At 44.2% G+C, this 13,953-nt stretch carries 9 protein-coding genes; all 9 read right to left on the bottom strand.

The features are described 5' to 3' along the window. Positions 1-3: 3 nt before the first annotated feature. On the bottom strand, positions 4-1,173 hold the full coding sequence (locus tag DXA54_RS16915) for an alginate lyase family protein (RefSeq protein ID WP_008648291.1): 1,170 nt from the start codon (positions 1,171-1,173) through the stop codon (positions 4-6). 34 nt (positions 1,174-1,207) lie between these two features. Beyond that, entirely contained in the window at positions 1,208-3,697 is a 2,490-nt protein-coding gene (locus DXA54_RS16910; RefSeq protein WP_120080115.1) for a glycoside hydrolase family 2 TIM barrel-domain containing protein, read from the bottom strand. A 64-nt stretch (positions 3,698-3,761) separates the two neighbouring features. Beyond that, positions 3,762-5,021, bottom strand: coding sequence for a glycoside hydrolase family 88 protein (locus tag DXA54_RS16905; RefSeq protein ID WP_004297411.1), 1,260 nt, complete (start codon positions 5,019-5,021; stop codon positions 3,762-3,764). A 166-nt stretch (positions 5,022-5,187) separates the two neighbouring features. Continuing rightward, a complete protein-coding gene (locus DXA54_RS16900) occupies positions 5,188-9,423 on the bottom strand; it encodes a two-component regulator propeller domain-containing protein (RefSeq protein WP_008648289.1) in 4,236 nt (1,411 codons plus the stop codon). Next, complete coding sequence (locus DXA54_RS16895) at positions 9,410-10,249, bottom strand: transporter substrate-binding domain-containing protein (RefSeq protein ID WP_008648288.1); 840 nt, start codon at positions 10,247-10,249, stop codon at positions 9,410-9,412. The genes DXA54_RS16900 and DXA54_RS16895 overlap by 14 nt, the downstream gene beginning before the upstream one ends. Before the next feature lie 17 nt (positions 10,250-10,266). Continuing rightward, positions 10,267-12,318: a putative porin gene (locus DXA54_RS16890; RefSeq protein WP_008648286.1), complete on the bottom strand. Its 2,052-nt coding sequence runs from the start codon at positions 12,316-12,318 to the stop codon at positions 10,267-10,269. Between the two features lie 120 nt (positions 12,319-12,438). Then, the gene (locus tag DXA54_RS16885; RefSeq protein WP_004297415.1) at positions 12,439-12,981 is read right to left on the bottom strand and encodes a 2-oxoacid:acceptor oxidoreductase family protein; all 543 of its coding nucleotides are present in this window, start codon (positions 12,979-12,981) and stop codon (positions 12,439-12,441) included. A gap of 20 nt (positions 12,982-13,001) precedes the next feature. Continuing rightward, entirely contained in the window at positions 13,002-13,766 is a 765-nt protein-coding gene (locus DXA54_RS16880; protein WP_004297416.1) for a thiamine pyrophosphate-dependent enzyme, read from the bottom strand. Between the two features lie 12 nt (positions 13,767-13,778). Beyond that, complete coding sequence (locus tag DXA54_RS16875) at positions 13,779-13,952, bottom strand: hypothetical protein (protein ID WP_004297417.1); 174 nt, start codon at positions 13,950-13,952, stop codon at positions 13,779-13,781. Position 13,953: the final 1 nt, after the last annotated feature.

The following is a 13,953-nucleotide window of genomic DNA, read 5'->3' as shown; positions in this document are numbered from 1 at the left end:
AGTTTATTGAATCCATAATAACGGGTGACGGATGGGAAGATTACGTACCACCTCTTCGTTGGTGGGGAAATGTTCCAGTTGCATCCATGTGTTGAAAAATTCTTTATTGAAATGATGTAATGTGCCGAATAACAGGAACGGTTGCGCCACTGGCCATTCTTCCCAAAACATAATGTCGGGTTGTCTCTTCCAGCTACTTTTGTCTTTTACGTATGGATAAAGCCAGGCGATACCCTTATCGATGTTTTTGCCGTCCGGTGTAGTGTAATTCCATATATCTTCTTCTCCAGTAGTGAGCAGTTGGCAGATAGTGGCCATTGCGTCAAGGTTGAAAAGAGAATAACCGTAGGGCTTGGTGCGTTCCAGTTCTAAAGGGAAACTGCCGTCTGCAGCCATTTGATTGGGTAAAAGTACTGTTTTATAACGTTCCGTGCAAAAACGAATCATTTCCCGGTTGTCCGTGAACAAGGCAAAGGCAGCGGCTTGCATGACCCAGCAGGTGCCATGATTGTTTTTCGCTTCCATTTCTTTGATTCCGTAACGGTGCGTGGACATCCAGGTTAGATAATCGGAGAACCATTGTTTGATAGTCCCCAGTTCTTCCTTGTCAATCATCCTTTTCGCTTCCATAAGGCGGAGCGACTGCACCACTTCGATCAGGTGAATCGTATCGATGATTCCTATCCCTCGTCCTGTTACTACTCCCTTGATGGCCTGTGCATACAGCAGATTGGGATTCATCTGTGTGTCCGGGTTGACAAACCATGCCCGGATATGTTGCATGGCTGCATCGGAATATACTTGTTTACCCGTAAGTATCCAGGCGGAAGTAAGGTCGCCTACCAGTTGGCTCATGCGAATCATGGCCTGCCGATGTGCTGTGAAATTCTCCGGATTGGTTTCTCCGTCCCGGCGGATATAAGGACCGTCGGGAGCTTCCGGATTCGGCCACCAGTAATCACCCTCCGAATAGAAGTCATGAATACCTCCGGCACTTCTTGTCGCACGGGTAGCGGTCACAGTGACCGGTTCCTCATGAAGTGCGGCATCTGCCCGTTGTATCGTTTCTTTTTCTAAAAGGTGACGAATCTGTTCGGCTGTGTCTTCTCCGGCAACTGCCGTAGCAGTGCCAAAGAATATAATGAAACCTATTGAAATTATTGTCTTTCTCATGGTGCTTTTCTCCTTTCTTATTCAGCTTTCACTTCTATTCGGCTTTCACTTCGATGAAAGCAGTTTGAATGCCCGGTGATTTTACAGCTACCTGGCATGTGCCGTTCAAGTCAATGCGAATTGCAGCTCTGCCATTATAAGCCTGTACTCTCCGGGAGCCGGTGGATGTTCCTAAGTTCTGAATCAGTTTTCCGTCTCCCGCAGCTTCAAATGAGATTACATTTGCCGCGTCCAGGCAGGAGATCCCTTTGTTGTCTGTCAGCTGGGCTTCCACCCATACGATAGAACCTTTATCGGGGTATGTCTTCAACTTCAGCTGTTTCGGATTGCTCCATTCTTCTGTCTGGTAGTTGAAACTTATTTCATCCGTAATGGCTGCTTTCATGTTACCTTTACCGAGTCCTTTCACTGCAACCGCTTTTATGTTATTTTCTCCTGCTTTCAGTATGCAGTTCCAGTGAAGTCCCGCTGCCGGAAAATCCTGGCTGTTGCGTTGCTTGACTCCCTGACTGACGCCGTTCACGAACAGCTCTACTGCTGCACAGTTGGAATATACCAGAATCTCTTTTTCTTCGTTCACTTTGCCCCATCGGGTCCGCCAGTTATGACCGTAAATATGAATCATAGGCTGTTTAGTCCAGTAAGACTGGAAGACGTAGTAGGCTTCTTTTTTAGTAAGATCCCGTTCTACCACTCCTTTCTGATTGACGTATGGCACCGGATTATCGGGGCGGAGAGGGGTGGAGAAATCTTTGAATACCCAAAAGGCGGTTCCTGTCAGCCAAGGCATTGTTTCTTGCTCTTTCAGGTGCCAGTCGAATAGTTTTACGATGTACGTTTCCGACCAGTCTCCATCTCTGGAAGCACGGGGATCTCCGCCTTGCAGGGCGAAGTCGCCTGCCCGTTCGTCGGCACTGTTTCCACCCGTAATTGCTTGTAGCGGGTTGAAAGGATATTCGGAATGACGTCCGGCATGTGAGTCACCTCCCCATTCTACATGCAGGAAATGTTTCACCCGTTTCATCTCTTTCTCCGAAATACTCTTGTAGTCTGTAAATTGTCCGCGATACCAGCCTGCCCAAATGGAGGGAGAATAGACATCTACAATATCATTGCAGAAATCACATCTGCGGATGGAAGTCATACGTGACGGATCGAGTTGGTGTGACAAGTCATTCAACTCTTTCATGAAAGCGCGGATGGCCGATTGCTCGAATGTTGAAAAATCATTGGGCCAGTCATTTTCATTTCCCAATCCCCAAAGGATGACGGAGGGATGATTGCGATGCTGGGTAATCATGTTGGTCAGCATCCGGCGCGCTTGTGCCTGATATTTCTCTCCTCCCAGTCCACCTCTGCACCAGGGTATTTCTTCCCATACCAAAATGCCTAACTGATCGCATAAACGGAGGATGATGTCCGATTGTTGGTAATGTCCCAAACGGATAAAGTTGACTCCCATCTCTTTAATCAGTTTCATTTCCGCTTCCATTTGTTCTTCTGTCATAGCGGCGCCTACTCCGGCATGGTCTTCATGCCGATGGGTTCCTCTTAACAGCAGACGTTCTCCGTTCAACTGGAAAGGTCCGTTTTCAATGAATTCAAAGTGACGGAATCCGATGAATTCTGTAATAGTCTGTTTACTTTGAGGAGTAGTCAATGTCAGTTCGCAGGTATAGAGTTGAGGCTGGTCGGGACTCCACAGAATCGGATTCTTAATCGTTGTCTCGAACAGGGGATTTGTTCCCAACGGAAGAACCGTCGTTGTCTGTTCCCATACCTTTTCTCCATTAGGCGCCTTTAATAAAAGGTGAATGCTTGCCTGGCGAATATCATTCGGGTTATGGAATGTTCCTTGTATCTTTAGAGAAGCGTTTTTCATATCTTTCTCTACAGGGGTATTTATCTGTATATTGCTGAAAGACACTTCGGGCTGGTAAATCAGATTCACGTAGCGATAAAGGCCGCCGTATAAGTTGAAATCTGACAGGTCGGACGGAATCATCTCCGTATCTCTGGTATTATCGCAACGAACGGACAATGGAATTCTGCCATTGAAGCGTTTAGCGCAATCCGGGTTGGCAAGGGCTTGTTGAACGGCTTCGGTGATATCGACACTCCAACCGTCGTAGCCTCCTGTGTGACTGGCTACTTTATACGTATAGACATACACTTCTGTTTTTTGTCCTACTCCCTCAAACTCCAGTATGACGCGTCCATTGAGATATGGATTCTTGATAGAAAGCTGCGTGCGATACCATCCTGCGCCCTGATAATAATTGATATCCGGGTCTACTGCATCTTCTGCATTGAAACAGTGGGGTAGGGTAACCTGTTGCCAGATAGGCACTGCTTCGGAAGAACCGGGAGCGGCGGGACGTACTGCTTCCCAAATGCTTCCCAGGTCACCTTTCAGATATTCCCATGAGTCTGTCAGCCGGATTCTTTGTTGAGTCGGAATCGTGGCATTCAACGGGAGTATCAGCAGATTGAACAGGATGAATATGGAAGATAATCTTTTCATAATTAGTAATGTACTAATAAAGATAAATAGTAAAGTGATGTTATCGTGAGAGTTGTCGGAAGATTTAGAAAAGACTTTCTTCCTTTTCCAATTTAGCTTTGCGGAGCAAGGCTTCCAGGAAATAATAGTCGGCGTATGAAAGCGGGACATCTATTTCGCTGTCGTGTGGTTTGGAACCTGTGCTGTGCAGCAGCAAGAATCCTTTATCTCCGTTTAGTTGCGCACGATAGCTATGCGTCAGATTCTGGAGAATCTTATCGGCTTCCTGCTTGTATTGTTCTTTCTTTTCGGGAACGTATGTGCTTAGTTCATAAAGGGCGGATGCCATACAGGATGCAGCGGATGCGTCACGGGGTTCGTTGGGTATTCCGGGTGCGTTAAAGTCCCAATAAGGAATCAGGTCTGCCGGCAGGGTCGGATTGTTGAAGATGTATTTCTCCACTTTCTCCGCCTGTTGCAGGAATTCGGGTCTGCCGGTTTCACGATAGCACATGGTGTATCCGTATAAGGCCCATGCTTGTCCGCGTGCCCATGCTGATTCGTCGGAATATCCTTGATGCGTCATTTTGCTGCGTACCGTTCCGTTAATGGTATCGTATTCTACTACATGATAGCAGCTGTTGTCTTCACGGAAGTGATTCTTCATGGTAGTGAGTGCATGGTTGACTGCTATATTATAATAGGTGGAGTCGTTCGTTTCGCGGAATGCCCAGAACAGAAGTTCAAGATTCAGCATATTATCGATGATAACGGGGAATTGCCATTTGTCTGCATGGTGGTCCCAGGAACGGATACAGCCGATTACCGGTTTGTAACGGGTAATCAGGGTGCGTGCGGATTGCAACAGAATATCTTTATAAGTGGAATCTCCGGTCAGACGATAACCGTTTCCATAGCTGCAATACATCTTGAAGCCCATGTCGTGTGTCTTTCCGTTATTTTTTTCGCGTTCCAGAATTTCTGTATGTTTCTGCGCCTGCTCTTTCCAATATGGATTGTGCGTGTACTCATATAGATACCAAAGCTCACCGGGGAAGAATCCACTGGTCCAGTCTTTAGAAACAACCAGTTCCAGTGAACCGTCCGGTTTGATACTGCGGGGATTGGTTAATTCCCCCCAGCCCTTACTTTCTCTCTTTTCTCTACTCTCTTGTGATTCATTGGCACGTGCCTCGTCTATTTGAGTCAGTGCGTATTTTAATTGCTGTTCGGCAAATGCGAAGTTAGAAGCAACGATATCTTGCTCTTTAGAGTGATTACAACTGGTAAGTGTGATAATTCCAAGTCCGAAGACTAACAAGTAGTTTTTAATCTTTGTTTCCATATGATTATATTAAGTAGAACAACATTGCAAATGTATGGAAACAGAGTAGAATCGGTTTGTCTAATGATGCCAGATGTTTGCATTTTCATCCCAAACAAATAAAAAAATCCGCACTGTAAGCCTTGTTGGGACATTTTTTATTGTTTGGGACGATTTTGTAAATCGGCTATTCCCGGATGGTGTCAACATCTGTATGGCCTGAATGTGACTTTTGATATTCCGATGGAGAAACACCGTAAGCTGATTTGAAACATTTCGTGAAGTAGGCGAGAGTACTGAATCCCGTGGCCGTTGCAATTTCGGTAATGTTCATTTCTGTTTGCTTCAGCATTTGTGTAGCTATCTCCAAACGTTTATGACGGATAAGGTCATTCAACGGCAGGTCGGTGATAGCTTTCAGTTTCCGGTAAAGATTGCTCCGGCTGAATCCCATCTCTTCACAGATTTTGTCTACTTTCAAATCGGGGTCGGTGAGATACTTTTCAATGATTTTAAATAGTTTCTGCATGAATTTCTCATCGGCGGAGGTCGTTTCCACTTCAATTCCCATGGATTGCAGGGAGAAGTTTTTGCTATATACGGATTTTAGCTTTTCCCGCTGTGCCAGAAGATTGTAGATACGTACCAGCAGAACATCAATATTAAATGGTTTAACCACATAATCGTCTGCTCCCGACAAGAATCCCTCTTTGACGTGCATCACCATCGTGCGGGCAGTGAGTAGAATAACGGGAATGTGTCCCGTCTGCAGATTGTTCTTGATAAGTGCGCAAAGTTCCAGTCCGTCGATACCGGGCATCATAATGTCCGTCACTACCAGGTCGGGAAATTCTTTCAGGACAATTTCAAAAGCATCCGAACCGTTGTCGGCTTCCAATACGTTGTAATATTGTTCCAGGTGTCCTTTTACATAACTTCGTATCTCTTCATTGTCTTCTACCAATAGAACCGTTTTGCCGGGTAGGGATGGAGTGGTTCCGGAAATGGTGTTTTCGGAATCAATGGTTCCGGACATACCCTTTTCTACTTGTTCATTGTTTTTTCCCGAGAGAACGGCAGTATTCGCCACCTCTTCTTCTGTCATGGTGTGGTTCGGTAATAGGATAGTGAATACGCTTCCTTTGGGAGTATTGGCTGTGACTCCAATTTCTCCGTGATGCAGATGAACGACAGATTGAGTCAGGCTTAATCCGATACCTGTGCCATTCATATTCTCGCTACCTGTCGTGTGACCGACCTGGTAGAAGGGAGTGAAGATTTGGGTGCGTTCATCTTCTGGAATTCCTTTTCCCGTATCTGCTACTTGAATCACTAAATAACTTCCCTGATGGGAGGTGATAAGCGGAGAATGTTCCGATAGCCACTCGCTATGTTCTTGGCGGAGAGTGTCTATATCTGTAATCAGCAATAAACGCAGTGTGATTGTATCTCCCGGTACTGTGAATTTAAAAGCATTCGACAATAAATTGAAAACGGCTTTTTCGAGTAAGCCCTGATCGAAGCAGGCTGTCACCTCGCCTTGAGGAGCCTGATATTCGAAACGAATCTGTTTGCTTTCGGCAATCTGCCTGAATGTGTAGAATATTTCGAGCAGGAAAGCATTCAGGTCGCTTTGAGACAGTTGGAGAGTGAGATTACCACTCTGGTTCTTCTGTAAATCCATCAATTGATTGACGAGAAGTAATAATCGGCGGGCATTTTTCAGAATCATGCCCAGTTGTGTTCTGATAAACTGCGGAACTTCTGCCCGTTTCATCAACTCTTCCAGTGGGCTGATAATAAGTGTCAGCGGAGTACGTAGCTCATGCGAGAAGTTGGTGAACAGGTGTAGCTTTGTCTGATGGAATTCTTCCATGCGTTGTTTCTCCATTTGCTTCATGCGCAGGTCTAGTTCCAGTTTATGCTTACTGTACATATAATAGCCGATAGTAAACATGATTCCCAATGCGGATAGGACATAAAGGATATAGGCCAGCGGCGTTCCCCACCACGGAGAACGAATGATGATTTCCATTTTCTTTCCGGTTTCATTCCATACGCCGTCATTGTTGGATGCTATGACTTGGAATGTATATTTTCCTGGAGCCATGTTGGTATAGAATGCTTCTTTACGACTACCTACGTAATTCCAGTCTTCGTCGTGACCGGAGAGTTTATAGGCATATTGGTTCTGTTCGTGCAGAATATAGTTCAAGGCACTGTACGCAATGGAAAAATTATTCTGATTGTAGGCAAGAACCAACGTTTGCGTATCGTCCGGGGCACTATCCAGCAGATGAGTATCATCATTCGGTGTGATTACCTTATTGTTTACGGTCAGTTGGGTAAGTACTACCGGTGGCATGGTATTATTCTTTAGAAGAGAGCCGGGAGTAAAAGAAAGGAAACCATTGCTTCCACTAAAGTAGACCTCACCGTGGGGCAGACTAATGACTCCCTGCGGTGTAAACTCCAACGTTTCGGAACCGACAAAACAGTCATAACTGCGTACCTGCCCGGTCTTGGTATTCAGTTCGGCTATTTCCTTATCGACACTAATCCATAAGTTGTTGTTGTGCTCCACCATGGCATATACCTCATTATTGGGTAGTCCCTCTTTCTTGCCAATATGTTTGACGACACCTGTTCCTTGTTTATACAGGTATATTCCTCCTCCGAAAGTGCTGAACCAGATTTCTCCGTTCGCTTTGCGCACCATGGAAGTGATGTAGTTATTTTCGAGTTTCTGATTGGGATTTGTCTCTGACATGTTGCAACGGAGCACCGTTCCCTTTTGCATATCATATTCGTAAAGTCCGAACGAGCGGGTTCCTATCAGAAAGGTGTGAGCATTCAGTGCCAGGAAGCTCCGTAGGCTGGTGAAGTTGACGAATTCCTTTTTCTCTTTGCCATACGGGAACTGATTGGTGATTTTTCCGTCCGGAGACAGTTTAACCAGTCCTTTGTCGGCTGTCGTCCCTATCCATAGATTATTCTCTGCATCTTTATAAAAAGTATAGATGGCAAAGTTTTTTTCCCGGCCGAATGAATATACTAATGTGAATTTTTTGGAAGGAATATGGAATTTATAGACTCCTCCGGTACTTGTGCCACACCAGATATAGTCTCCGTCCAGTAAAAGGGATTTGATGATGTTCTTGTTGAACAATCCTTTGGATGTCTGCTCAATCAGGAAGTTGGTATATTCCTTGGTGATAGGATTGAACTGCATCAGTCCTCCTCCCTCTGTTGCAATCCACAATGAAGTGGAATCATACACCATTGTACCAAAGATATTATATAACTTCTGGTTGTTATTTTCTACCGGATGGTAGAAGATGAACCGGTTATTGAGCGGGTTATAGTAGTTCACACCACCGGAATAAGTACCTACCCAGAGCGTTTTCTCCCGGTCGATGTAGATACTGCGGACGGAAAAATGACTTAGACTGTTCTGATTAGCATCGAACCGGTTGTACTTGGATATATCATCGTTTCTTAAATCCAGAATACTAAGTCCGTCGAACGTCCCGATAATCAATTTCTGGTCCTGCTCGGTGATGCAACGGATATAGTCATTTGTCAGTCCGCTGTTTTTCTGATTGTAGATAGATAAGTCTTTGGTCTTCGGGTTCCATTTATTCAGTCCCCTGGTTTCTGTTCCTATCCATACCTGATGTTGGGAGTCTTCGAAAATACAACTGATTGCATCGTCCGACAGGGCAGGCTGTGTGCTTTTATTGAGTTGCTGAATCAACTCCATTTCAGGTGTACAGATAAATAATCCGTGACGATGAGTACCAATATAAAGCCGTTTTTCTGCATCAATATAAAGCTGCATGATTGCTTCATTCTCCGGGACATGGTCGGAATATTTCTTCTTGAATTCCCCGGAACGAGGTTGCCATATACATAACCCTGTTCGGGTACCAACCCATAGATTACCGGACTGGTCAAATTGAAGAACGGCAATGTTGTTTCCTGGCATGTTTGGATAATCGTCCGTCTGATATTTGGTAATCTGATTGGTTTTGAGATTGATATAGTTAAGCCCGTTATTAGTACCTACCCACAATCCCTCGTTTGCATCGTCCGGCAACAGGCAAGTGATATGATTGTCCGACAATGAATGAGGATCATCGTTATCATGCTTATATATAGTAAATTTCTCTCCGTCGTATTTGTTTAATCCATTGCGGGTTGCAAACCAGATATAACCTTTGGAGTCTTGTGCAATGGCAAGGACTGATAGTTGCGACAAGCCATTCTTGAGATTGATATTCGAGAAATTGAATATTCCGCTTTCTGTGGCATAAGCCCGTGGAAAGCAGATAGACAGGAAAATCAAGAAAGCAATAAAAGAAAATGAACGTGTATGGAATAGAAGTTTTAGTGTAATAGAAATAAGGTTATTCTTTATCATAGTATTTCTTATAAATCTTTTGGTATTCCTTTTCCTTTTGGAATTTATCCAGCCATGTATTCAAACTATCGAGTAAGGCGGGGGATTGTTTACTGACTGCCCATGAGTAGAACTGCGTGAAGCTGATAGCTGTATTAATATCTATTTGCGGCAACGAATCTGCTGCTGCCAGTGCGATGCTTTCGTCGCAAACGGCATAGTCGATGTCTCCATGCGCTACCATTGATATCAATTGTTCGGAACCGTATTTATCAATCTCCTTGATGTAGATAGTATCTCCGATCTCATTGCCTAGATTCTGAATACGCAAAATAGAGGGGGAGCCTTTTACGACATGAAGTGTTCGTTGGGCTAAATCCAGTTGGGTACGGATATAGAGTGAATCATTCTCTCCAATCTCTTTGCGTTGCACCAGCACTTGCTTGTTGAGGAAAATGGGAGAGGTGAGAAGCAGAGAGTCTTTTAACTTGCTGGTGGCTAATATGCCATAAGCAATCACGTCATAACGTCCCTCGTTTAATCCTTCCAACCGCTCTTCGAAACTCATAATAGGTGTTATTTCGGTTTTGAGTCCTTTGTCCCGGGCGAATGCCTGTATCAGTTCGTAATGAAAACCGGAAACGGTATCACCGTCTACATAAAAACTGATGGAATTATATTCGGTAGCTACACGTATGATACCCTCTTTGGCAATGGCAGCATAATCACGCGGATGTCCCGCAGGTTTTTCCTGCTTGCCGCATTGACGGAAAGAGAAGATAAATGCCAATACAACAATCACTGGCACTAAATATCTGAACAGTCTCAATTTGGGGCGTGATACCATAAGTCGTATAGTTTTTGTTAATCATAGAAATTCCATGAAAGACCGAATTTTAGCACACGTGGGTTGATGGGGTAGTGAGGAGACAGAAAGTAATTCGGACTGCTCATGCCCTGGTTCACGTGATACATCATTACATAGAAACGTGTACGCTTTAAATGTAAGTTTGCATATACATTCACAATCGGATAACCTCCTATCTGTACCTGATCGTCTGTCGGTTGCAGGTGGAAATTCTGAATGGCCGGCATATAGGCAGGTGCATTGTATTTGCTGAAATAACGTACGTCGGCACCTAATTGCACACTAAGTACTTTCTTCGCCAGTTTGAACTGCATATAGAAGTTATGATATAGCGAGAGATCAGGTAAAGGAAGTACAGTCTGGTCACTGGATTTCTGCCAGGTCACCTCATTGTCCAGATGGAAGATGCCTAACTTGAAATCCTGATTAAGACTTGCAGATAATACCTGTATGCTTCCACCATTCTGTTCCGGTTTTGCTTCCTGGTTGAAGTAAGTATAGTTCTTGATATTTTCAACTCCTGCTTTCAGGCGTGTCCTCCAACGTGCAATGCTCAATTCCCCCTCAATACGGGTACGGAATTCCTTGTCCATATCGTCATCCCACATGAAATGCTTGGAATGATAATGGCGCATATAGAAAGGAGCAAGTTTATTGCTGACTTCACCACGGGCTATAAGACTGACGGTGTCTTTCCACAACGGGAAGTTCAGGTCAATATCTCCTTTTACATTGAATTGTCCGATTGCTTTTCCTGCCAATCCCACTTCACCGATAGCGTGGTAATGAAGCACATTCCCTTCACGTTTGGATAATTCGCCTCCAACAAATATTTCATTTTCGTTGTATTTATCAGGCAACGGATTTCCTTCCATATTCATCAGTGTATACTTGCTGATTTTATAGGAAGCAAATGCAGTCAATCCGGCTTTGGCATATTTATTGAATCCCTCAAGTAACGCAATACCTATGGTGTTTTTGATTCCGACGTAGGTGGTACTGTCTCTGACATTAGGATTATCCGTATCAAAGTAAGTATTCTGATAATAATTTTTTTCACGCATGTCGTCATTAGAATTAAAGCTATGCCGTGCCCGTTCCACTTGGATGGTGTGTATAAAACTGGTAACGGGGACAAACTCCTGTTTGACGGGAGTGGTGTCATTTTCAGCCTGTGGTATGTCACGACTGAATCCGAGATTATATCGTTGGGTCAGGAAGACATAAAAGTCATGGTTGCGGTTGGTCGTTGCACTTAGTACGGTAGGAATATTGGTTGATTCATATTCTCTTTGACCTTGCGCCATTTCTTCCGGTGCAGTGATATAGCGGTCGTCCTCAATACCTCCGTTTTCATTTGTTTTCAGGTAATTATTGCTGTATATAGCCTGCATCTGATATTTGTCGCCGATATAGCTACCGAAAACTGCTGCATTAAAGTACGCCGTATTCTGATTATTGTAATATCCTCGTCCGTATAGGTAGTCTACATTAAATCCGAAAGCCAGTTTCTTGTTTACATTGACAGAGAAGTAAGATTTGAAACGCTCTTCCCCATTCACTTTATTACCGGCTTTGTGATACGTCAGATTCGTATAAGGTACGTTACTGTTAGTGAAATTAAATTCCGTAGGACGAATGAAGAAACTGGAGAAAGGCTCCATGAAAATAGTCGGCTCCGGGTCACGGCGGTCAAAGAAGATGCGTGACATACGGGGAGAACCCATATTGGCCAGATAATTATAATGTCCGGTAAGTCCTTCAGTCAGGTTTGAATTCTGGAAATGATGAAAGGCTGTATCTGCCGGGATGATAGTCCGGTCGCCCAACTGGTTCTTGATACGCCACATATACAACTTTGGAGGCAATCCCTGTACTTCGACATTTGCACTATCCAATCTGTCCGGAATCATGGCAGGGTCTACCTGATTTCCGTATTGGTCGTATCCGTTTTCGTCTACTCTCTGGCGACCATTATCGAACTGCGCATGAACAGTTGTCAAACCTATAACGGAAAGTAATATATATAATAGTAAGATTCGTCTCATAATTGGAGGCAAAGATACTTACTTTAATTGAGAATTGAGAATTGAGAATTGAAAAATATGTTGCATCCTTTACTTGGCGAGCAATTATTTCTTAATTCTCAATTCTCAATTTTTAATTTATTAAACCTCACGGATTAACTCCATCCCTTTCTTGATAGCTTCCTCGTTCATAGGAATCAAGTGATGGTGACGTTCCGGCAGGGTTTTCTTCAATCCTTTGATAACATTCTCCAACGTTACGATGGGGCGAAGCTTCAATAATCCGCCAAGTACGATCATGTTGAATGCTTTGGCATTATTCATTTCGTTGGCTGCATCCATTGCGTCGATACGATATACCTTAATATCCTTACGGGTAGGAGGGTTGATAATTCCGTAACCGTCATAAATCAGGATACCGCCGGGTTTCACTTTGCTTTCAAACTTTTCGAGTGAAGGCTGATTCAGAATGATGGCAGCGTCGTATTTACTAAGAATCGGTGAGGATATTTTGTCATCGCTTACAATAACTGTAACGTTGGCTGTTCCACCTCGTTGTTCGGGACCGTATGCCGGCATCCAGGTCACTTCTTTGCCTTCCATCAAACCGGAATATGCCAGAATCTTACCCATAGACAATACGCCTTGTCCACCGAATCCTGCTATAATTATTTCTTCTTTCATTGTTCTGTTGACTTTTAGCGTTATTCTTTATCTTTTAAATCACCCAGCGGATAGAATGGGAACATGTGTTCTTCCATCCATTTGTTCGCCTTCTCCGGAGTCATCTTCCAGCCTGAACTACAAGTGGAAACGATTTCTACCAGGTTGGAACCTTTACCGTTCATGGAGTTCTCAAAAGCCTTGCGGATTGCCTTCTTAGCCTTGCGGATAGCCGGTACGGATTGTACGGACTGACGGGTTACGTAAGCAGTTCCTTCCAGTTGGGCTGCGATTTCAGTAATCTTCAATGGGTAACCGTGAAGTTCAACGTCACGTCCGTAAGGACAAGTCGAACTTTTCATGCCTACCAGTGTAGTCGGAGCCATCTGGCCGCCTGTCATACCGTAGATCGCATTATTGATAAAGATAATCGTGATATTTTCACCACGGTTCAAAGCGTGGATTGTTTCGGCTGTACCGATGCAAGCCAAGTCACCGTCGCCCTGATAAGTGAAAACAAGACGGTCCGGCCACAGGCGTTTCACAGCAGTCGCCACAGCAGGAGCACGTCCGTGTGCTGCTTCCTGCCAGTCAATATCAAGATAGTTGTAGGCAAACACTGCACATCCCACCGGAGAGATTCCCACAGTTTTATCTTCCATACCCATTTCCTCAATGACTTCGGCAATGAGTTTGTGTACCACACCGTGACTGCAACCCGGGCAGTAGTGCATGGCGTTATCGTTCATCAGAGTCGGTTTTTTGTAAACCAGATTCTCGGGTTTGATTATTTCTTCTTTAGTCATAACTTCATCTCCTTATCTGTTGGTGAACCGTATAAAAAACTCCATCAGCTTGACAAAGATTGCCGCGCCGCATACGTAGATAAACATTTTGAAATCATCTTTTGCTACAAAGTAGGTGATGATGGCTGCAACAGCCAATATCATAAATAGGATGTTCAGTACGTTTCTTATTTTATCGGGATTCATT

It is taken from the genome of Bacteroides sp. OF03-11BH (assembly GCF_003604005.1).
Taxonomy (GTDB): domain Bacteria; phylum Bacteroidota; class Bacteroidia; order Bacteroidales; family Bacteroidaceae; genus Bacteroides; species Bacteroides ovatus.
The sequence above is the reverse complement of the archived record's forward strand: the minus strand, read 5'-3'. Positions and strand labels throughout refer to the sequence as shown.

Bases quoted from the DNA above. Each gene is read 5' to 3' on its own strand.
- DXA54_RS16895 (WP_008648288.1), bottom strand. From the start codon at position 10,249: ATGGTATCACGCCCCAAATTGAGACTGTTCAGATATTTAGTGCCAGTG.
- DXA54_RS16905 (WP_004297411.1), bottom strand. From the start codon at position 5,021: ATGGAAACAAAGATTAAAAACTACTTGTTAGTCTTCGGACTTGGAATT.
- DXA54_RS16915 (WP_008648291.1), bottom strand. From the start codon at position 1,173: ATGAGAAAGACAATAATTTCAATAGGTTTCATTATATTCTTTGGCACT.
- DXA54_RS16890 (WP_008648286.1), bottom strand. From the start codon at position 12,318: ATGAGACGAATCTTACTATTATATATATTACTTTCCGTTATAGGTTTG.
- DXA54_RS16885 (WP_004297415.1), bottom strand. From the start codon at position 12,981: ATGAAAGAAGAAATAATTATAGCAGGATTCGGTGGACAAGGCGTATTG.
- DXA54_RS16910 (WP_120080115.1), bottom strand. From the start codon at position 3,697: ATGAAAAGATTATCTTCCATATTCATCCTGTTCAATCTGCTGATACTC.
- DXA54_RS16900 (WP_008648289.1), bottom strand. From the start codon at position 9,423: ATGATAAAGAATAACCTTATTTCTATTACACTAAAACTTCTATTCCAT.
- DXA54_RS16880 (WP_004297416.1), bottom strand. From the start codon at position 13,766: ATGACTAAAGAAGAAATAATCAAACCCGAGAATCTGGTTTACAAAAAA.
- DXA54_RS16875 (WP_004297417.1), bottom strand. From the start codon at position 13,952: ATGAATCCCGATAAAATAAGAAACGTACTGAACATCCTATTTATGATA.